15 protein-coding genes and 1 riboswitch are annotated in these 19,073 nt (G+C 71.7%); of the genes, 4 read left to right on the top strand and 11 right to left on the bottom strand.

The genetic code is table 11. The annotated features are described in order from the left end of the window. Window positions 1-88: 88 nt before the first annotated feature. Both AB0367_RS29735 and AB0367_RS29730 read left to right on the top strand, forming a co-directional pair. Complete coding sequence (locus AB0367_RS29735) at window positions 89-1,000, top strand: aminotransferase class V-fold PLP-dependent enzyme (RefSeq protein ID WP_366229768.1); 912 nt, start codon at window positions 89-91, stop codon at window positions 998-1,000. Between the two features lie 143 nt (window positions 1,001-1,143). Continuing rightward, window positions 1,144-2,385, top strand: a complete 1,242-nt coding sequence (locus AB0367_RS29730) for an MFS transporter (protein WP_366229767.1) — start codon at window positions 1,144-1,146, stop codon at window positions 2,383-2,385. Between the two features lie 26 nt (window positions 2,386-2,411). Here AB0367_RS29730 and AB0367_RS29725 read toward each other — a convergent pair whose 3' ends face one another. The 11 genes from AB0367_RS29725 to AB0367_RS29675 all read right to left on the bottom strand — a co-directional run bounded on the left by AB0367_RS29725 (window position 2,412) and on the right by AB0367_RS29675 (window position 16,301). Beyond that, on the bottom strand, window positions 2,412-4,916 hold the full coding sequence (locus AB0367_RS29725) for a DUF2156 domain-containing protein (protein WP_366229766.1): 2,505 nt from the start codon (window positions 4,914-4,916) through the stop codon (window positions 2,412-2,414). Then, the gene (locus AB0367_RS29720) at window positions 4,913-6,220 is read right to left on the bottom strand and encodes an alpha/beta hydrolase-fold protein (RefSeq protein ID WP_366229765.1); all 1,308 of its coding nucleotides are present in this window, start codon (window positions 6,218-6,220) and stop codon (window positions 4,913-4,915) included. Before AB0367_RS29720 ends, AB0367_RS29725 begins: the two co-directional genes overlap by 4 nt. A 649-nt stretch (window positions 6,221-6,869) precedes the next feature. After that, on the bottom strand, window positions 6,870-7,484 hold the full coding sequence (locus AB0367_RS29715) for a TetR/AcrR family transcriptional regulator (protein ID WP_366229764.1): 615 nt from the start codon (window positions 7,482-7,484) through the stop codon (window positions 6,870-6,872). 321 nt (window positions 7,485-7,805) lie between these two features. Further along, window positions 7,806-8,120, bottom strand: coding sequence for a multidrug efflux SMR transporter (locus tag AB0367_RS29710; protein WP_366229763.1), 315 nt, complete (start codon window positions 8,118-8,120; stop codon window positions 7,806-7,808). Window positions 8,121-8,138: 18 nt separating this feature from the next. After that, window positions 8,139-8,205, bottom strand: a riboswitch (guanidine-III (ykkC-III) riboswitch). Window positions 8,206-8,327: 122 nt separating this feature from the next. Next, window positions 8,328-8,456: a hypothetical protein gene (locus AB0367_RS29705; RefSeq protein WP_366229762.1), complete on the bottom strand. Its 129-nt coding sequence runs from the start codon at window positions 8,454-8,456 to the stop codon at window positions 8,328-8,330. A gap of 13 nt (window positions 8,457-8,469) precedes the next feature. Next, complete coding sequence (locus tag AB0367_RS29700; protein ID WP_366229761.1) at window positions 8,470-9,915, bottom strand: amino acid adenylation domain-containing protein; 1,446 nt, start codon at window positions 9,913-9,915, stop codon at window positions 8,470-8,472. Between the two features lie 566 nt (window positions 9,916-10,481). Continuing rightward, complete coding sequence (locus AB0367_RS29695; protein WP_366229760.1) at window positions 10,482-11,513, bottom strand: chitinase; 1,032 nt, start codon at window positions 11,511-11,513, stop codon at window positions 10,482-10,484. After that, on the bottom strand, window positions 11,510-13,636 hold the full coding sequence (locus AB0367_RS29690) for a glycosyltransferase (RefSeq protein ID WP_366229759.1): 2,127 nt from the start codon (window positions 13,634-13,636) through the stop codon (window positions 11,510-11,512). Before AB0367_RS29690 ends, AB0367_RS29695 begins: the two co-directional genes overlap by 4 nt. A 1,200-nt stretch (window positions 13,637-14,836) precedes the next feature. Continuing rightward, entirely contained in the window at window positions 14,837-15,097 is a 261-nt protein-coding gene (locus AB0367_RS29685; protein WP_366229758.1) for a hypothetical protein, read from the bottom strand. A 145-nt stretch (window positions 15,098-15,242) separates the two neighbouring features. Further along, window positions 15,243-15,950 carry an FKBP-type peptidyl-prolyl cis-trans isomerase gene (locus tag AB0367_RS29680; protein WP_366229757.1) on the bottom strand — a complete coding sequence of 236 codons (708 nt, stop codon included), beginning with the start codon at window positions 15,948-15,950 and terminating at the stop codon, window positions 15,243-15,245. 171 nt (window positions 15,951-16,121) lie between these two features. Further along, window positions 16,122-16,301 (bottom strand): hypothetical protein, encoded by a 180-nt coding sequence (locus tag AB0367_RS29675; RefSeq protein WP_366229756.1) that lies wholly within the window; start codon window positions 16,299-16,301, stop codon window positions 16,122-16,124. Between the two features lie 95 nt (window positions 16,302-16,396). On the opposite strand from AB0367_RS29675, the gene AB0367_RS29670 reads away from it, so the two are divergent. Both AB0367_RS29670 and AB0367_RS29665 read left to right on the top strand, forming a co-directional pair. Beyond that, window positions 16,397-17,461 (top strand): PfkB family carbohydrate kinase, encoded by a 1,065-nt coding sequence (locus AB0367_RS29670; RefSeq protein ID WP_366229755.1) that lies wholly within the window; start codon window positions 16,397-16,399, stop codon window positions 17,459-17,461. A 76-nt stretch (window positions 17,462-17,537) separates the two neighbouring features. Continuing rightward, a complete protein-coding gene (locus AB0367_RS29665) occupies window positions 17,538-18,878 on the top strand; it encodes a 6-phospho-beta-glucosidase (RefSeq protein WP_366229754.1) in 1,341 nt (446 codons plus the stop codon). Window positions 18,879-19,073: the final 195 nt, after the last annotated feature.

Here is a 19,073-nt window from a genome sequence, read left to right as displayed (position 1 = left end):
CCAACCACGGACGACGAGCCATCCGCCTCAACGACGGCATGCTCGAATGGCGCCTCGCCGACCTCCCCATCACCACCGGGGAACACCCGTGACCGACTTGGAGCGAAACGTGACCGCGGGCCCGCCACCGCATCCAGGCCTCGCCGGCGGACCGATCTACCTGGACTACAACGCCACCACGCCGGTCGATCCGCGGGTCGCCGACGCCATGCTGCCTCACCTGACTGAGCTGTTCGGCAACCCGTCCAGCACCCATCCGTACGGCGACCGCCCCCGCACGGCTCTGCGGCGGGCCCGCGGCCAGGTCGCCACGCTTGTCGGAGCCCGCCCGGCCGAGATCGTGTTCACCGGCTCGGGCTCCGAGGCGAACCTCCTCGCCATCCGCGGCGCGGCCCTCGCCGCCGGACCGGCCCGCCCGCACGTGATCACCCAGGCCACCGAGCACCCGGCCGTGCTGGAGACCTGCCGCGCCCTGCGGCGGCTGCACAGCATCCGGGTCACCGTGCTGCCGGTCGACGGGGTCCGGCTCGAGCCGGTCGTCTACGGCGGCGGGCAGGAACGCGGGCTGCGGGCCGGCACCGAGAACGTCGCCCTCGCGGTAGCGCTGGGCGCCGCCGCCGACCTCGCCGCCCGTGACCTCGCCGACGGCGCCCCGGCGCGGATCGCGGCGCTGCGCGACGACCTGCACCGCCGGCTCGACACCGGACTACCGGGGCGGGTGCACCGCAACGGGTCCACGGACCGGTGCCTGCCCAACACGCTCAACGTCAGCATCGACGGCGCCCGCGGCCACGACCTGCTCGCCGCCGTGCCCCGGATCGCCGCGTCCACCGGCTCGGCCTGTCACAGCGGCACCCACACCCCCTCGCCGGTCCTGACCGCCATGGGCGTGCACCCCGAGCGGGCGCTCGGCGCACTGCGCCTGTCGCTGGGCCGCTGGACCTCGCCCGACGACATCACCGCGGCCGCGGTCGCGCTCATCGCCGCCGCCACCACCTGAGCAGCGACCCCGCTCGCCATCCGCCCGCCGGCCGGCGGTGCCCAAACACGTACCGCCCGCCAACCCCGCACCCGAACCGGCCCCGCCCGAGCACCGCCCGGGCCGGCTGGACGATCGCGTCACCCGAACGAAAGAGCACATCCGTGACCCGCACCGCACCACCCGAACCCACCACCGGCACCAGCGCCCAGGCCACGACGCAGCGCCGCATCCTGACTGTCCTCGTCTGCTCCCAGGTGCTCAGCGGCGCGGGCCTGGCCGCCGGCATCACCGTCGGCGCCTTCCTCGCCCAGGACATGCTCGGCACCACCAGCCTCGCCGGGCTGCCCTCCGCGCTGTACACCGCCGGCTCCGCCATCGCCGCCGTCGCGGTCGGGCGGCTGTCCAACGCCCGCGGTCGCCGCCCCGGCCTCGCCGCCGGCTACCTCACCGGCGCCCTCGGCAGCGCCGGCGTCATCACGGCCGCCGCCATCGACAGCCCGGCCCTGCTCTTCGCCGCCCTGTTCGTCTACGGCGCCGGCACCGCCACCAACCTCCAGGCCCGCTACGCCGGAGCCGACCTCGCCGACCCCGCGCACCGCGCCCGCGCCATCTCCACGGTCCTGGTCGCCACCACCCTCGGCGGCGTCGTCGGCCCCAACCTCGCCGCGCCGACCGGCACGCTCGCCGAGCACCTCGGCCTGCCGCCGCTGACCGGGCCGTTCCTGCTCGCCGGCGCCGCCTACGCGCTCGCCGCGCTCGTCCTGGCCCTCTGGCTGCGCCCGGACCCGCTGCTGCTCGCCCGCACCCAGGCCGCCGCGGCTGCCGCCGCCCCCGCGGACGCTCCCCAGCGGCCCGGGACCGGCCTGCGGCTCGGGGTCCTCATCCTGGTCCTCACCCAGCTCGTCATGGTCGCGGTCATGACCATGACTCCGGTCCACCTGCGCGACCACGGCCACGGCACCGCCGCGGCCGGCTTCGTCATCGCCCTGCACGTCGCCGCGATGTACCTGCCGTCCCCGCTCACCGGCCGGCTCGTCGACCGTTACGGCAGCCGTCCGATCGCCGCCGCCTCCGCCGGCACTCTGCTCGCCGCCGGGCTCGTCGCCGCGACCGCCCCCGGCGAGTCCGTCGCCCTGCTGGCCGTCGCCCTCGTGCTGCTCGGCATCGGCTGGAACCTCGGCCTCGTCTCCGGCACCACCCTCATCACCGCCGCCGTCCCCCTCGCCACCCGCGCGAAGACCCAGGGCGCCGTCGACGTCGCGATCGCCGTCGCCGGCACCACCGGCGGCATGGGCTCCGGGCTGCTCGTCGCAGCCACCGGCTATCCGGTCCTCGCACTCGCCGGCGGCGTCCTCGCCATGCTCATCCTCCCCGCCGTCGCCGCGGCCGCCCGCCGAGCGTGACCGGACGCCGTGACGGCGAAATGGGCTCACGCCCCTGCCGCGGTCGGGTCAGCGCCGGCAGGGGCGGGTGGCCGGCGGGCAGGCCCCGCCGCGCGCAGGGCCTGGCGGAGCAGGCGCAAGCCCTGCGCCGGCGTGAGGCGCGGCAGGTAGGCACGTGTCACGGCGTTACAGATCGTCGGAAGGGCGGCCGGGTCGGGGTAGGCCAGCAGCAGCGGCCGGTATTCCGGCTGGAACTTCGCCTTGAACGCGAGCAGGGAGCGGAAGCCGTACATCGGTTCGAGGGTGCCGCCCAGCCGGTGCAGCAGGTGCGCCAGACCGCTCGGGGGCGGGGCGTCGCGGCGGGCGAGCGGAGCGCCGGACAGGCTCAGGAACTCCGCGCCCTCCTCCTGGCACCGCAGGGCCGCGGAGGCGATGAGCAGCTCCATGACGCCGTTGAAGCCGTCCGGGCGGCGGCGCATCATGTCCAGCGTCCAGCCGACCACCCGACCCTGGCGGTACACCGGCAGCCAGCTCGTGACGGCGTGAACGCGCCCGTCCTGGTCGACCGCCACCAGGCACCGCACCTCGTCGTCGTGCAGCTCGTCGAGGCCGCCCAGGGTGAACCCCATCTCCGGCAGGCCCTTGGCCACGACCCAGGCGTCGGAGATCGTCCGCACCTGCGCGGCGATCTCCGGCGGCGCCTCGCTGAAGCGGTACCACCGTGCCTCGATGCCCTCGCGACTGGCACGGTTGAGCGCGGTACGCACGTCCTGCCACCGCCGGCCGCGGAAGGCCAGCCCGGGCAGGGGCAGCACCGTCTCCTCCGCGACCTGGACCAGGCCCCAGCCGTTGTCGCGCAACGGGTCCGCGCACGGCTCGGTGATGCCGTAGAAGCACGGCGTCCAGCCGCGTTCGAGGCAGTACCGGCTGTACCCCTGCATGGCGGCGGCGCGCGCGGCCGGGTCGCCGACCGGTCCGCCGAGAGTGAGGGCGACGGACGAGATGAGGCGGTACGCCAGCACCGCGCGCCCGTCGTCGCTGAACCAGTAGCTGTTGCCGCGCCAGGTAAGCATGTACGACAGCGAGTCGCCGCCGTGCTCGACCAGCAGGCGCCGGGCCCGGGCCGCGTCGCCGCCCGCCTGTTCGGGCTCGTCGCCGAAGTAGCTGCGCGCGATCCCGGTGAGCAGCGCCAGCCAGGCTGCCGTGCCGATCCAGCCGTGCAGCACCTGCGCCAGCGCCCCGCGGGGCACGAACGCGGGCGAGAAGAGGTCGAGGTACCCGATCGGCAGGAACCGCAGCGGCAGGTCGGCCAGCAGCTGCCCGAGCGTCGGCGCCGGGTCGAACTGGTGGCGCAGCACGTACCCGCCGACGAGGTAGGCGACGGCCGCCGCCGCGGCTGCGCCGGCACCGAGCAGCCACAGCGCCCGGCGCCGCGACAGTGCGGGCACGAGCGGGAAGCTGCCACGCGACGCCAGCAGCAGGCCCGCGACCAGCAGTGGCTGTGCCACGGCGGCGACGACGGACACCGTCTCCGCTGGGGCCTCGGGCGGCAGCGCGGAGTCGTCCAGCCGCAGTACCAGATCGAACGCCAGCGCGCCGAGGCCGGCGAGCGCGAGGTTGGTGACCACGGCGAGACGCAGCGCGAAGCGCCGTCCGCGCCGCAGGCCCTCGGCGGCGAGCAGCAGCAGGGCGGCGGGCAGTATCGACAGCAGCAACGACCCCAGGCCGGTGGCGTCGCGCAGCTGGGCCAGCATCGTGTGGCACTGGTCGATCAGCTCCGGATCGCCGCAGGCGGCGTTCACGTCGGCGAGCTCGGGCGGCAGGGCGAGCACGATGTACCGAAGCGGCGCGAGCGGCCCGCTCGGGCGCGCGATCAGCGTGGCGACCAGGGGCCCGACCGCACAGGCCGCGACCGTCAGCGCCAGCTGCACCCGGACCTCGGGGCGGGTGGGCGGCCCGGCGGCCGGGGGATCGCCGCGCCGCAGCAGCCGCCCCAGCGCCAGGCCAGCCAGGCCGGCGACGAACGCCACCAGGTCGACGGGGCGGCCGGCGTACAGGACAAGCATGACCAGCGCGACCACGAGCACCAGCCGTAGCCGCCGGCGCCACAACGGTGCCAGCACGGCGCTGCCGGCGAGGGCGAGCCCGATCGCCGCCGGCGCCGGCCCGACCATCGTCGGCCCGTCCGGCGCGGGGATCCACCAGCCGGGCACGGAGGGCGCGGACGCGAGCACGAGCACCCCCAGCGGTACCGCCACGACCTGCAACGCCAGCCAGACGGCCGCCGTGCGCAGGGTGCCGATCCGGCGCTCCATGGGGGCCACGAGCGCGACGACGGCCAGCGTGGCGACCACGTACCCAGTCAGGTCCGGGCAGTACAGCGCGGAGGTCAGCGGTGTCCACCAGCGCTGCGGCCATTGCCCGATGCCGACGGCGGCGGCCAGCCCGCCGCCCGGCCCGTGCCGCAGCGTGCCGGAGGCGGCGCCCACCAGCCACATTACGAGGAGCAGCGCCGTGCAGAACGGGGCGGACCGTAGCACCGAGCGGTTCATCCGGCGGTGAGCCCGATCCGTACCGACAGCTGCGGCAGGGCGGCGACCAGGCCCGCGCCGCCCACCTGCCAGGCGTGCCCGCCCGGCACCTCCCACCACTGCACGGCCATCCCCGCGCGCTCGCACGCGGCCCGGACGGTCCGCTGCTGCGGCCCGTACAGGCTGTCGTCCCGCCCGGCGACCAGCAGCGCCGCAGTGGCCGGAAAACGTTGCGCGGCAAGGATGTCGAGCGGGTTGACCCGGGCAAAGGCCGCGGCGTCCCCGCCGAACGCCGCGGCGACGGTCGTGGCCCGGTCGCCCAGGGTCGGCTCGTTCTGGCCCGAGATGTCCAGCAGCGTCAGGTACCGGTCGGGCCGTCGCACGCCCAGCTGGAGCGCGCAGGTGCCGCCGTAGGAGAAACCGCCGATGGCCCAGTGCCGGACGTCCGGGTCGACGTCGAAGTGCGACCGGATCCAGGCGGGCACGTCGTCGCTGAGGTACGTCTCGACGTTGCCGAGGCGGGAGTCGAGGCAGAGCGGATTCGCCATCGTGGAGCCCAGGGCGTCGGGCATCACCACCAGCGGTGCCAGGCCGTCGTGTTCGCGGGCGAAACGGTCCATCACCTCGTCGACCCGGCCACCGTCGAGCCAGTCGCGCGAGCTGCCCGGCTGACCGGCGAGCAGCACCAGCACCGGCAGCACGGCGCGCTCGGTCGCGAGGTAGGCCGGCGGGAGGTACACCCAGGCCGGCCGCGCGGCGAAGCCCGACTTCTCGCCGGGGACGGGCGCGCTCAGCAGCCGCCCGGCGGCGGGCAGGTAGGCCGGCCGGTGCCAAACCGCGGCCAGCGGCCGGTCCGGCACCGGCTCGACGCTGCGGCGGGCGTGCGGCTCCACGTCCTCCAGCCGGATCTTGTTGGCCGGTCGCAGGCCGAGCGCGGCGCGCACCGTGCTGTACTCGCCGTACAGGCCGTTGATCGCCAGCCCGCTGCCCAGCACGGTCGCCGCCGCGGCCAGCACCGCCACGCAGCGCCGCCGCCATCCCGTGCCCGGCCAGCACACCACTGCCAGCCCGGCACCGGCGAGCCCGAACGCGACCCAGCCGAGGACCTCGGCCGGGAGGCGGTCGGGGAACGGCCGCCACACGCGGTCGACGTACCATCCGCCGGCGGCGCTGAGCGCCACGGCCGACCCGCAGGCGATCAGTCCCCGGCGGATCCGCCCGCGCGCCGCGCGGTACAGCAGCAGCCCCATCCCGGCCGCGGCGGTTACCCCAACGGCGATCGGCAGCCCGCCGTGCAGCAGTGACCAATCCAGCGGCGACGTCATCGGGCGTATCCCTGCGTGGATCGGGCGGCGAGCGGCGGCACCCTGGTCGCGTCCGGCGAGGGTTGGCGCTTGTACGACGGGTGCCGCCTCGGGCAGTGCCATCTCAGCCGCCGGTCGGGTGCCGGGCCCGCGTGGTGCGGCTCGCCCGGCCGGCCTGCCGCGGGTGATGCGTGCGTGCAGGCCGACCGGCGGCAGGACGGCCGGGGCGAGGCGGTTGTGACCGACGGACCGGCGCAGACGGCCGTCGTGTGATCGGTGAACACCATTGCCGGGCCGTGCCATCCGCCCACGTCGCCGGCCAGGTCCACCCCCACGCCCAGCGTGACGACGACGCCTAACATCGCCGCTACGGTACGTGTTCGCATGCCTTCTCCTCAACCCCCACCGGCGTATCCCGTTGATAGACGAATGAGTGGTGCGGATCGGTTCCCCTCGGCGTGCGAACGGCGAGTCTCCGCCCTTTTGCGGCGATGTGCCGACGCCGGCCATCGGCGCGCGGTTCACGGTGGGATCCTGCCGGCCCAGACACGTCGTTCAGTATGCCGATACATACGGTGATCATTTCGCCGATCGACCGCGCTGAACGTTCGCCATGTGCCTAGCACGGCATCTTGAAGCTCCCGACGACCTGCGCCCAGCTGATCCGGCATCAGCGAGGGCGCGCGGCGCGGTGCTGCGTCGGCGCTGGCACCGCGCATACAGCCAAAGCCATCTCGGCAACGAGATGTGGCGCATCTGTCGTATCGAGCCGCCCGGCCGCGACGTCGGTCGCCGCGCCGAGCAGGATGTGGTGCAAGACGCGGGCCAGCAGGTCCGCCGGGATGTCGGTCCGGAAAACGCCTTCGGCCTGTCCGCGGCGGATCAGATCATGAACCCGCTGCTCCGGTTTGGCATGCGGTTGCCGCACCTGGCCAGGGGGCGGAACCGTCTGCGCCGCCTGCTGGACGGAGGCTGCCTGGGCGATCAGCAGCCAGCTGGATTCCATGAGCGCCCACAGTCCGTCGCGGGGATCGCCGGTGAGATCGACGGCCTCCAACACCTTGTCGCCCTCGGTCAGCAGGCGCACCAACGCCGCTTCGACCAGAGCCTCTCGGGATGGGAAGTGCCCGTACAGGGTCACCCTGCCGACCCCGGCCTCCTTCGCGATGTCGTTCATGCTCGCCTCCGGACTGCGCCCGAGGCAGGTGATCGCCGCCCGCACGATCTTCTCGGCGTTCTGTCGCGCGTCCGCCCGGCGAGCCGACCCGGCAGCGGAGGGAGCCATGCAACTTCCTGAAGTCAAACAGTATGTGTACGAACTACGGTACTCGGGCACGAAGCCGGCTGGGCCCGCGGGCAACGTTTCGTGATCATGCGCCTGGCGTCCACGATGCGCGGGGTTCGCCGTGATCACGGAGTGAACGTGCTGCTTCTGGTGCATGTTCACTCCGTGATCACGGCGAACATGATGGCTGGTCGATGCGGATCGCAGGACGAGGCCAGCGCCGCCCGAACTCGGCTCGCGATGCCGAGCTTGACGGTCGCTCTCACTCGTCCAGATCTGCGGGCCTCGGATGCGGCTTCCAGCATCCGAGGCCCGCCGCGATCAGTGGAACAGCTTCAGTCCGACGACCCCGGCGATCACCAGCAGGAGCGACAGGATGCGCAGGGCGTTGGCCGGCTCGCCCAGGAAGGACATCCCCGCGAGCGCGGTGCCCGCCACGCCGATGCCCACCCACACCGCATAACCGGTGCCGATCGGGATGGTGCGCAGCGCGTAGCCGAGTCCGATCATGCTGCCGATCAGGCCGACCACGAAGACCACCGACGGGGTGGCACGAGTGAAGCCTGCCGACTTCGACAGCGCAATCGCCCACACGGACTCCAGGAGTCCGGAAATGATCAGAACGAGCCAAGGCATGACGACCACTACCTTCATGAACGGTCGTCTTTGCAGGCCGGGTACGACTCGCCCTCGTCCGGGAATGCCGCTTCAGCGGCTTCAGCTCCCAGTATCGGCGAAGAGGCGCCGAAACGCCCGACTTGTTACCTAGCTCACCGGCTCGGTGCTGCCCCGCCGTCCGCGACCGACAGTGCGCTGGCGTGCATGGCACCGCGGCCGTGCCGATCAGCCGCGGTCGTCGACGAGCGCCACGACGGTGGGCAGCGTGGACCAGGCGGCGGAGACGACGCTGGCGTGCGCGTCGGCCAGCGCCGCCACCCGGGCCTGCGCGGCGGACGCGTCGCCGTCGAACACGACGAACCCGATGTCATACGGTGCCGAGCGCGGCGACGAGTTCGCGCCGGTCGATCTTTCCGTTCACCGTCATCGGCAGCTGGTCGAGTACTTTGAGCGTGACTGGGACCATGTACTCCGGCAGGTTCTCTCGCAGGGCTGCCGTCAACTTCTCTGGTTCGATCTCGCCCTCAACCCATGCATGCAGCGACACGGACGTGCCCTCGCCGACCGGCGCGACGACGGCGAGCCGGACCCCCGGCACCCGCATCATCTGCTGCTCGATCTCGCCAGGCTCAACCCGGTAACCCGTGAGCTGCACCTGGTCGTCGATACGGCCCAGGTACTCCAGCTCACCGTCGGCATTCCATCGGCACAAGTCGCCCGTACGATAAGCGCGGGGCGGTCCTGCTGTGAACACCACAAGGGTCAGCTCAGGCCGGTTGCGGTAACCGCGACCGACCAGGTCTCCACTGATGACCAGCTCGCCACTGCGTCCTGGTTCGGTAATAGTGGTACCGGACGAGTCGACCAGCGCGATTTCCACACCGGGCAACGGCCGCCCCAGCGGCGGCAGGCTGTTGCGCTGGCGGTACGTGCGTAGGTCGCCGGTGATCGTCACCTGAACGGTGGCCTCAGTCGGCCCGTAGGCGTTGTACACGGCAGCCGGATAGTCGGGGGCTGGCCAGCTGCGAAGTTGCTCGGAACCGGTCTCGATCGTCCGGACCGTCGTCGACTGGACGCCGGCCGCCAGGAGGCGCTCGAACATCGCTGTCGGCATGTTCGAGTGCTGGACCCCGAACTCGTCCAGGAAGCGTGCCATCTCGTGCGGGTCGCTCAACACGGACTGCTCTGGGACTGCGACGGCGCCACCCGCGTGGAGCGCAGCCCATACGTCGACGACGAGGCAGTCGAAGGCGACGTTGGAGAACATCGACGTACGGGAGTCCTGCCCGAGCGTATAGAAGTCCCGGTACCAATGCATCAACGCGGCTAGATTTCGGTGTTCGATCTCGACGCCTTTCGGCGTGCCGGTCGATCCGGAGGTGTAGATGACGTACGCGAGCCGCTCGGGGTCCCATGGCATCGGGGCAATCGCCGCAGCGGGTCGGGTGATCGTTACGATGTGATCCGGCAACAGGTGCCGCAGCTCGTCGGTGGTGAATACGGCCCGACAGCCAGCCTCGCGCAAGATCGTCTCGAGTCGTCCTCGCGGGAGACTGGGATCCAATGGCAGGTACGCGGCACCCGCCATCCAAGCAGCCAGTTGAACTACTGGGATCAACGCATCGCGGGACCGCATGACACCCACCACCGGGTCGGGGCCGGCCAACTCGCCGATCGCGCCCGCCCAGGCCGTCGCCTGCTCCCACAGTTCGGCGTAGGTGGTCACACCATGAGGACCGACCAGCGCTGGGGCGTCGGGGCGGGTAGTCGCCCAACCTTCGATCAGCTGCGGCACCAACTTCGCGTATTTCACATCGCCTCCATATCGGCCAGGTGTGCGCCAAGAACGCCGCGACCTGATCGGCGGCCGTCCCTGCCGCGTCACATACGGCAAGCCGGCGGAAGACGCCATGGACCATTCCGGCGTAGTGCAGGGCGGTGCCCGTCCCGCCCGCATCGGCCAGCGCGTCCGCGTCCTGCTCACCTCGTCGCGCAGGACATTGTATTCAAAAATGATGATGGGTGCTGGCCGCAGGGACGCCTTGCCGCGCTGCTGCTAGTGCGATGTCCACCAACGTTGACCGGGGTCACCGTTGTCGATCTTGCAGTTCTGGTGCCGAGACACTCCACGAATGCCGGGTTTGTCGGGCACCACAAGTGCAAGATCGATGCGCAGCAAACCCGGCAACCTTCGATCAGATCCTGGCCCGGCTGCATGCCGGCGGCGTGCCCTATGGCAGCGAACCCGACGAACCTGACAACGGCCGCACCGACCATCCGTTGTGCGCCCGCGGCCTTCTATTTCACGGATGACGCCCGCAATCTCTATGAAGTCATGTCACCGATGTAACCCGCACCGGCGCGAGCAGCGGTGGACGCTCATGCTCGGTATCCGGCCATGATCCGGGTGAAGGCCCAGTCGGATTGGCGTATCCCGCTGCAGGTGTCACCGGCGCTCACGCCTGCGGCGCACGACCGGTCGCGGTTGATCGACCAGAACGTCAACCGGGCCAGGTGGCGGCGCCGGGCGTAGGCGAGCATCGCCCGGAAGTCGGCTTCGGTCACGGTCTCGTGCGCGTCGGTGATGCCGTTCATCGACGATATGCCGACGTGCCGGAATGCCTGCTCCTGGGAGTACCGGTAAGCGGCTGCGACGACCGTCGCCAGCCGGTCGATCAGCTGTTGGGTCAGGTTCCCCATGTTCTGGCCGGCCGCGTCCATGTCGAACGGCATGGCTGTCCAGCCGTCCACCGGCAGCCCGGCGGCCGCCGCGCGATTGACCATGGTGGAGTCCGGTCCGGATGCGGCGATGGGAAAGGTCACGTCGACCGTCAAACCCGGGTCGGCCGCTTTGACGATTTTCAGCGCGTCGATGATTCGCTGCTGCAGGACCGGACTGTCGTACACCGTGCCTTCGACGTCGATGTCGATGGCCTTGAGGCGGTAGGCGTCGATCACGCGCTGGTAGGCGGCGGCCAGTTGGCCGGGCGTGCCGCACGACTCTTCCAGCCAAGGGCCGTCCTTGCCGCCGAAGGACGCGATGACGTCGCCGCCGGCGTCGCGTATGGCGGTGATGGCACCCTGGTCCGCGCCCCCGACCAGCGGCCGCGTCCCGTCCCACTGCGGATCGCACCGGCCTCGGCTGAGCACGAACGCCAGCGTGAACCACCGGACGCCGGTGGCCCTCATGACGGCCGTGGGGTCGGGCGGGTTGTCGCCTCCCAGGTAGAGGTACGGCGCGGAGGCCATGGCCGGGTCGGCGGGCGGGGAGACGCGTGCGGTGGCGGGGCCGGCGGTACTGGGGGCAGGAGTTGCCGTTCGGACGCCGTCGGCGACTCCGCACGCGCTTGCGGCGAGCAGCGTGCCGAGCGCCGCCACGACCGGCGTCGTGTGACGGCGTCGAACGGTCACCGGAGCTGCCCTGCCCGTAGCGCACCGGTTCCTGACGGTTGGTCCGGCAGACCCAGCCCTCCGACGCGCTGGAGCTTGTGCCATCGCAGCCGGCGCCCGCTGAGCGCCGACACCACGGCCTGCATGAGCACCAGGTACATCAACTGGCGGTAGAGGATCTGCTGGATCGGCAGGAGGAGCAGCGGCCACGGCCGCTCGCGGTCCAGCCAGAAGGCGTACAGGGCGCACAAGGCCTGGACGGCCAGCAGCGCCAGCCAGGCGACCGCGGTCCGCAGCGGGCTGATGAACGCGATGCCGTAGATGGTGAAGACGTCGATCAATGGTGCCAGCAGTGGGAGCAGGATCTGGAACAGCGCCGCCATCGGCAGTCCGAAACGCCCGAACCGGCCGGAGGGGCCGGACTCGACAACCGCGCGGCGATGCTTCCAGATGGACTGCATGGTGCCGTAACTCCACCGGTACCGCTGCCGGTACAGCTGTCCCAAAGACGAGGGCGCCTCGGTGAACGCGCGTGCATCCTCCGCGTACACCACCCGCCACCCCGACCGTTGCAGTGCCATGGTGACGTCGGTGTCCTCGGCGAGGGTGTCCGAACTCATCCCGCCCACATCGACGAGCGCCGACCGGCGAAACGCGCCGATCGCGCCGGGGACGGTCGGCATGCACCGCAGCACCTCGTACATGCGCCGGTCCAGGTTGAACCCGATGACGTACTCGATGTGCTGCCACAATGCGATCACGTTGCGGCGGTTGCCCACCTTCGCGTTGCCGGCCACCGCACCCACCGCGGGGTCGGCGAAGGGCTGCACGAGCCGCCGGATCGAACCCGGCTCGAAGACGGTGTCCGCGTCGACCATCGCGATCAGTTCGTGCCGCGCCAGTGCGATCCCGCGGTTGAGCGCCGCCGCCTTTCCGGCGTTTTGTTGACGTACCACCCGGACGCCGGGCAGACCGAGCGCCTCGGCCGTCGCGGCGGTGCCGTCGGTGGAGCCGTCGTCGATCACGATGATCTCGATCGGGTGGTCGCTGCCGCGCAGCGACCGCAGCGTCGCTTCAATGCACCGATGCTCGTTGTACGCCGGTACGAGTACCGTCACCGGATCGGTCACCGCCGGCAGCCGACGTCGTGCCTTTCGCGCGGCGCGGCGCTGACGGCCGGCGAGGATCAGCATCAGCAGCGTACGCGCCAGCGTCAGCACCCCGACGAGGGCCAACAGGTTGACGAGCACGAGGACCCCCGTGCCAGCCCCTTGGATCGACCATATGAACAGCCGGCCGAGCCGGAGCTCGTTGGCGTCGGCCCGATGATCGGCGGAGGCTGCCCCGAGCGCACCGGTGAGCGTGTCGAACCGGTAGCCACGCCGCTGCATGGTCGTGATGAACAGGTCGAGCGCGGCGACGGTCTGCGACCGGTCACCGCCCGCATCGTGCATGAGGACCACCGAGCCCTGCCCGTTCGGCGGGACGGCGTTGGCCACGGTCCGGGCCACGCCGGGCCGGGCCCAGTCCTCCGAATCGGTGTCGACGAAAGCGACGAGGTAGTCCTGCTTGCCCAGCCGCTGCACCACCGGCCACGACAGGTTGTCCAGCGCCGAGACCTCGGACGAGTACGGCATGCGAACCAGCGAGCTGTTGATCCCGGCGGCACCGGCGAGCGCCAACTGGCTCTGCGACAGCTCCAGGTCGATCCGCCAGGCGGGCTGGTTCTCCAGATCCGGATGGGTGAACGTGTGGATGCCCACTTCGTCGCCCTGAGCGAGCTCCTGCCGGACGATCTCCGGGTATCGAGCGGTCATCTCGCCGACCACGAAGAAGGTGGCGGGCACATGATGACGCTGCAGTACGGCAAGGATCTGAGGCGTCCACGTCGGATCCGGACCATCGTCGAAACTCAGCACGATCGTCTTCGGCGGAGCGTGATAGGTCCGCACCGCCGCGCCGCGGGCGTCCACCACGCAGCCGCCCTCCAGCACCGAGTCAGGCACCGCGTCCGTCGGCGCGGGCGGGTGGATGCGGCCGTCCCGGCCGATGACCGAGCTTGAGTACCCGTTGACCAGCAGGGTCAGCGTGAACGCGACACCGAGAACGGTGGCCAGTGTGCCGCGCACGAAACGCGACGCCATCGGCGATCCCGGGGCAACCGGAGGCGGGCCACTCGCCGCCGGGTGGCCGTCAGCTGCGGCCCCGCGTGCGCTTCGCATCAGGCCGCCCTGGACGGGGTGTGCGCCGGTGACCGGTTCGGGGTCGGTGTGCGTTTCGGTGAACGCGTCGCGGTGGGGCTGCCGGACTCGGGAGTCGGCTGTGCGCCGGTGTGTTTGGGGGACGGCTGAGGCCGGTGGGTCGCAACGTGGTGGCCAGGCGCCGCCAGGGCCGTCGGCGCCCCGGAGGTACCACTCGGAATGGATGTATCGGGCGCGTTCAGCTTCCCACCCACGACGCTCAGCCCCAACAGCGTCGCGAAGCCGACGCATGCGATGGCCACAACCGCGCCACACCAACGCAGGAGCCTGCGTCGGCGTCCCGACTCGTCGACGAACACCGCGGCGGCCGGCTCCTGCACGCTGCCGGCCGGGCCGCCGGGATCCGGCGCCCGGAGCAGCACCTGCGTATCGGATACGGACGACTCGGCGAGATCCGCGTTGGTAGGCACGGACAGCTCAATCAGCTGACAGCACGTGGTCGGCGTCGATGGTTTCGCTGTGTTTCGTCGACCCCGCCGGCGCGATCCATCGGTTGCAGGCGGTGCGATCGTGCCCAACTATCGGCTTGTCACTCATCGGCTCTCGTCGAACGTCGTGCTGGATGGCACCCAGCGCCCGCGGCGAGGGTGGTGTACAGGCGGAGGCGGTCTTCGGTGTGGTGGCCGCCGGGCTCCGGAGGCGGTGATCCCATCCGACGCCCACCCGCCGTCACGCCGACCACGTGACCCTGGACCCCCTGAGTAGAACGGAGCGATGGCCCATCCGGCATCCGACGTCCCGGCGATTCTGCTGCGGCCTTGCCCCGCGGATCTTGCGGGCAACCCGTAGTCGGACGCGGCGCATTCAGGTCCCGGTACCTTCGGTTCTGCCCGTTTGGTGCTGGCCGCGCTGACGTGGCTGCTGCCCAGATGGCCTCGCCGGTATCGCCTTTGATAGAAGGTGGCGGGATGGCGCGACTCATTCATCGGAACGGCCCGCCGGGCATCGGCAAGTCCACCCCTGTCGGCGCTCTACGCCGATCGGAACCCCGGAACCCGCCCGCGCACTGGGCGGCCCTGACTCCGCAGAACGGGTTCGAACAGGGACAATCAGTCAGGATGCGGCCACGACGTCGGCTGTGCGTCAGCCGTTCGACGTAGCGGCCAGTGCGATGAGGATGACGGCGAGCGTGACCGGGATGAGCAGCCCGATGATCGCCATCGGCCGCGCCAACAGCGGCGGGCCCGGGTCCATCGGCTGCCGGCTTGCCCCGGCCGGTGGCGCCTGCGGTGGCGCGAGGTTCGCCACCCTACTCCGCCGAACGATGTTCATCAGCACGGTGATCGGCGTGATCACGAACGAGGCGTAGCCGTACCAACCCTGCACGAGCGTTCGCGCGGTCATCTGGCGGAACGTGGACAGTCCGCAGTCGCGGCAGAAGGGCCCGCCGAGCGACAGGAACCGCATCGTACTGCCGACATGGCCGGCCGCGCTGCCCCGCGGCGGCCCCCGGGATGATGGCGACCGCGACCTGTCCGGCCGCGGCCGGCTACGCGGCGGACAGGACGTCCACGATGAACCGCAGCGTGCCACCCGGCGCCCCGCCGGCCGGGTGCTCGCCATAGGCCAGGGCGGGTGGGATGTCCAGCTGCACCCGGCTGCCTACCTTGACCCCGAGGAGGCCCTGGTCCCACCCCCGGATGACCCTGCCGCCACCGAGGGGGAAGCTGAACGGCTGCGAACGTCTCCAGGACGAGTCGAACTCCTTGCCGTCGGCGAACGTGACACCCACGTAGTTCACCGTGATCGTCTGGCCCGCCTGCGTGGCCGCGCCCTTGCCCTCGATCAGCGTGGTCACCGCGAGCTGGGACACGCTCCCGCTGCCGGCCTTGGCGGCCGGCTTGGTGGACAGGGCCGGATCGGCGTCCGCCGGCACCGGCGGGAACGCCGGCCGCGTGGCCTCAGCGGTGACGTCCACGCTCGCGGCGGCCCCGGACGGCACGGCGCCGGCACCGCTCTGAGCCGTCGCCGCCGGGTCGTCGCGCCGGACGGCCAGCACCACCACGACGGTGATCACGGCGACGACGGCCGCGGCCGCGGCCGCTACGGTCAGCACCTGCCGACGCTTGGCCGCGGCGGCGGCCCGCGCCTTGGCGGCCTTGGCGGCGGTGCGCTTCTCGGCCTTGGACGGAAGGTCCGGGCCGGTGCCGGGACGATTGGGGGCAGCAGGACGCTGCTGGGAGGCGCGATCGTTCACCGGAACACCGTACGACACCGCCGCCGCGCGATTATGCAGGGCTGCCGGCATGGCTAACATCGAAGATGGTGACCGGCCCGGAGGTGCGCGAGCACGGTCACTCCACTGGCGAGGATGCAGGCTGAACGCCGTCCGGCCGGCCCGGAGGTGGGCCGGCCGGGCGGCGCCGGTTCAATCGCCGACCGGCTGCAGGGCGACGACGGGGATCTCGCGGGTCGTGGCCGACCGGAACTCCGCGAACTGGGGGACCCGGTCGATCTGACGCCGCCACGGTCGTAGCTGCCCGGCGGCGTAGCGGAGGCGCTGCGCGGTCGCGGGCCGGCATTCGAGAGCGGGCCGCTCGGCCTGCACTGTGCATCACCGGCGGTGCGGGCGCCGTACCGGCGGGGTGACGATAGGTGACTAACCACTATACCGATCATGTTAGTGGGATTATGATCTGTTGTGTGCAGGGCAGTGACGGGCAGCTCGACCTATTCGTCTCCGGGGTTGTCTTCCTCGACATCATCTTCACCGGACTGCGGGAGCTTCCGGCGCGGGGCACCGAGGCGTGGGCCCCCGGGATGGGCTCGAGCCCGGGTGGGATCGCCAACCTCGCGGTCGCGGCCGGGCGGCTCGGCCTGCGCACCGGCCTGGGCACAGCGCTCAGCACCGATGTATATGGTGAGTTCTGCTGGCAGGTCCTCAGCGGCCAGGAGGGCCTCGACTTGTCTCCCTCGCGGCGGCTCGACGACTGGCACTCCCCGGTGACCGTCTCGCTCGTCTACGACCGGGACCGCAGCATGGTCACCCACGGCCATCCGTTGCCGGTGAACGCCGACGGGCTCGTCGGTGACCTGCCTACTGCGCGCAGCGCCTTCGTCAGCCTCGGCGACGAGCGCGCGCCATGGGTGCGCCGGGCCGCGGACGCGGGTGCACTGGTCTTCGCCGACGTCGGCTGGGATGCCAGTGCGGCATGGTCGGTCGCCGCGCTGGATGTGCTCGACGACTGTCACGCATTCCTGCCCAATGCGGCCGAAGCCATGCACTACACGCGCACCGAGACCCCGCAGGCTGCCCTGCGCGGGCTCGCCGACCGGGTGCCGGTGGCCGTGGTGACCTGCGGATCCAACGGCGCGCTGGCCATCGACTCGGACACCGGCCTGGTGGTCAGCGCACCCGCGATCGAGGTGGACGCCCTGGACCCCACCGGCGCCGGGGACGTCTTCACCGCGAGTTTCATCGCCGCGACGCTGTGGGGCCTGCCGCTGCGGCAGCGGCTCGCGTTCGCCAACCTCGTCGCGGCGCTGTCGGTCCAGCACTTCGGCGGCTCGCTGTCCGCGCCCGGCTGGGGCGACATCGCCGATTGGTGGCGCGCGACGCGGCGACGGGCGGCCCGTCACCACAGCGCGTCCAGCGAGGCCGAACTGGCCGCGCAGTATGGCTTCCTCGACGACATGATTCCCCAGGGTGAGTGCCGGTCGCCGAAGCGGGCGACGGCGACGATCGCATGGCTGCCGGAAGCCGCCTGATGGACATCGCTGTGTGTCGGCGAAGGGTTGAGGAAGGCCCAGGACGCGGCGAGCAGGGCCATCAAGGGATGGTGGAATGCGACTGACGATCCTTGGCGGCGGCGGATTCCGGGTGCCGCTGATCCATCGAGCGCTCCTCGCCGACGTCGCCGAGGACCGGATCACCGAGGTCACTCTCCACGACACGGACGCCACCCGGCTGGCCGCGATCGGCCGGGTCCTGACCGCGCAGGCCCGCGGCGTGCCCGGCGCGCCGCGGGCCACCGCGACCACCGACCTCGCCGCGGCGGTGACCGGTGCCGACTTCGTCTTCGTCGCGATCCGGGTGGGCGGTCTCGAGGGCCGCGTCATCGACGAACGGGTCGCCCTGGCCGCAGATGTCCTGGGCCAGGAGACCGTCGGGGCCGGCGGAATCTCGTACGGACTGCGCACCGTCCCGGTCGCCACCGCGATCGCCGAGCGGATCGCCGTGGCCGCGCCGGACGCCTGGGTCATAAACTTCACCAACCCGGCGGGCCTGGTCACCGAGGCCATGACGCGGTATCTCGGTGACCGGGTGGTCGGCATCTGCGACACCCCCGCCGGGCTCGGCCGCCGGGTCGTCACGGCGCTCGGCGCCGACCCGCACCAGGTGCGGCTGGACTACGCGGGGCTGAACCACCTCGGCTGGCTGCTCGCCGTCCACGTCGGCGCGCGGGACGTGCTGCCGGACCTGCTCGCCGACGAGGTGGCACTCCACTCGTTCGAGGAGGGCAGGCTCTTCGGCGCCGATTGGCTGCGTGCACTCGGCGCGGTTCCGAACGAGTATCTGCACTACTACTACAGCAACCGGGAGACCCGCGCCGCGGCACGGGACGCGGCGCAGACACGCGGCGCGTTCCTGCTCGACCAGCAGCGACGGTGCTATGCGTCGCTCGCTGACCCGGCCGCCGACGCACTGTCCACATGGGATGGTGTCCGCACCGAGCGGGACGCCACCTACATGGCCGAGAATCGTGCGGCGGCGGGCCTCGCCGCGGCGGCGCACGATGCCGGGACAGGCGGCGGCTACGAGGACGTGGCCCTCGCCGTGATGCGAGCCATCGCGAGCGACGAGCCGGCGACGCTCATCCTCAACGTGCGCAACCGGGGCGCCCTCAGGATGCTGGACGACGACGCGGTCGTCGAGGTGCCCTGCACGGTGGATGCGCGGGGGGCGCGGCCCGCCCCGGTCGGGCAGCTGCCAGCTCATGCGGCCGGCCTGGTCTGCTCGGTCAAGGCCAGCGAGCGCGCCGTCCTCGATGCGGCGGCCGGCGGCTCGTGGACCTCGGCGCTGCGCGCCATGGCCATCCACCCGCTCGTCGACTCGGTGGCGGTGGCCCGGCGGCTGCTCGAAACCTACCGGTCGCACTTCCCGGAACTGGCCTACCTGCGGTAGGGCCCCGAACGGGGCGGGCCCGATTTGTGATCATGATGTGCGACGGAGATCTCAAAGGCTGGATGGCTCTTGCAATTCCTATTTCTCCTGTAGGAGTATCGGCATATGCCACTCACGGTCCTGCTGACCACACGACGCACCGTCGACCTGGTGCGCGTGGCGAGTGGTCTCTGTTCGTAGTCGGCGCCAGTCCCC

Origin of the sequence: Dactylosporangium sp. NPDC051484 (assembly GCF_040689395.1) — a bacterium.
Lineage (GTDB): Bacteria > Actinomycetota > Actinomycetes > Mycobacteriales > Micromonosporaceae > Dactylosporangium.
Note: the sequence above shows the minus strand (reverse complement) of the source record. Positions and strands in the feature narration are given on the sequence as shown.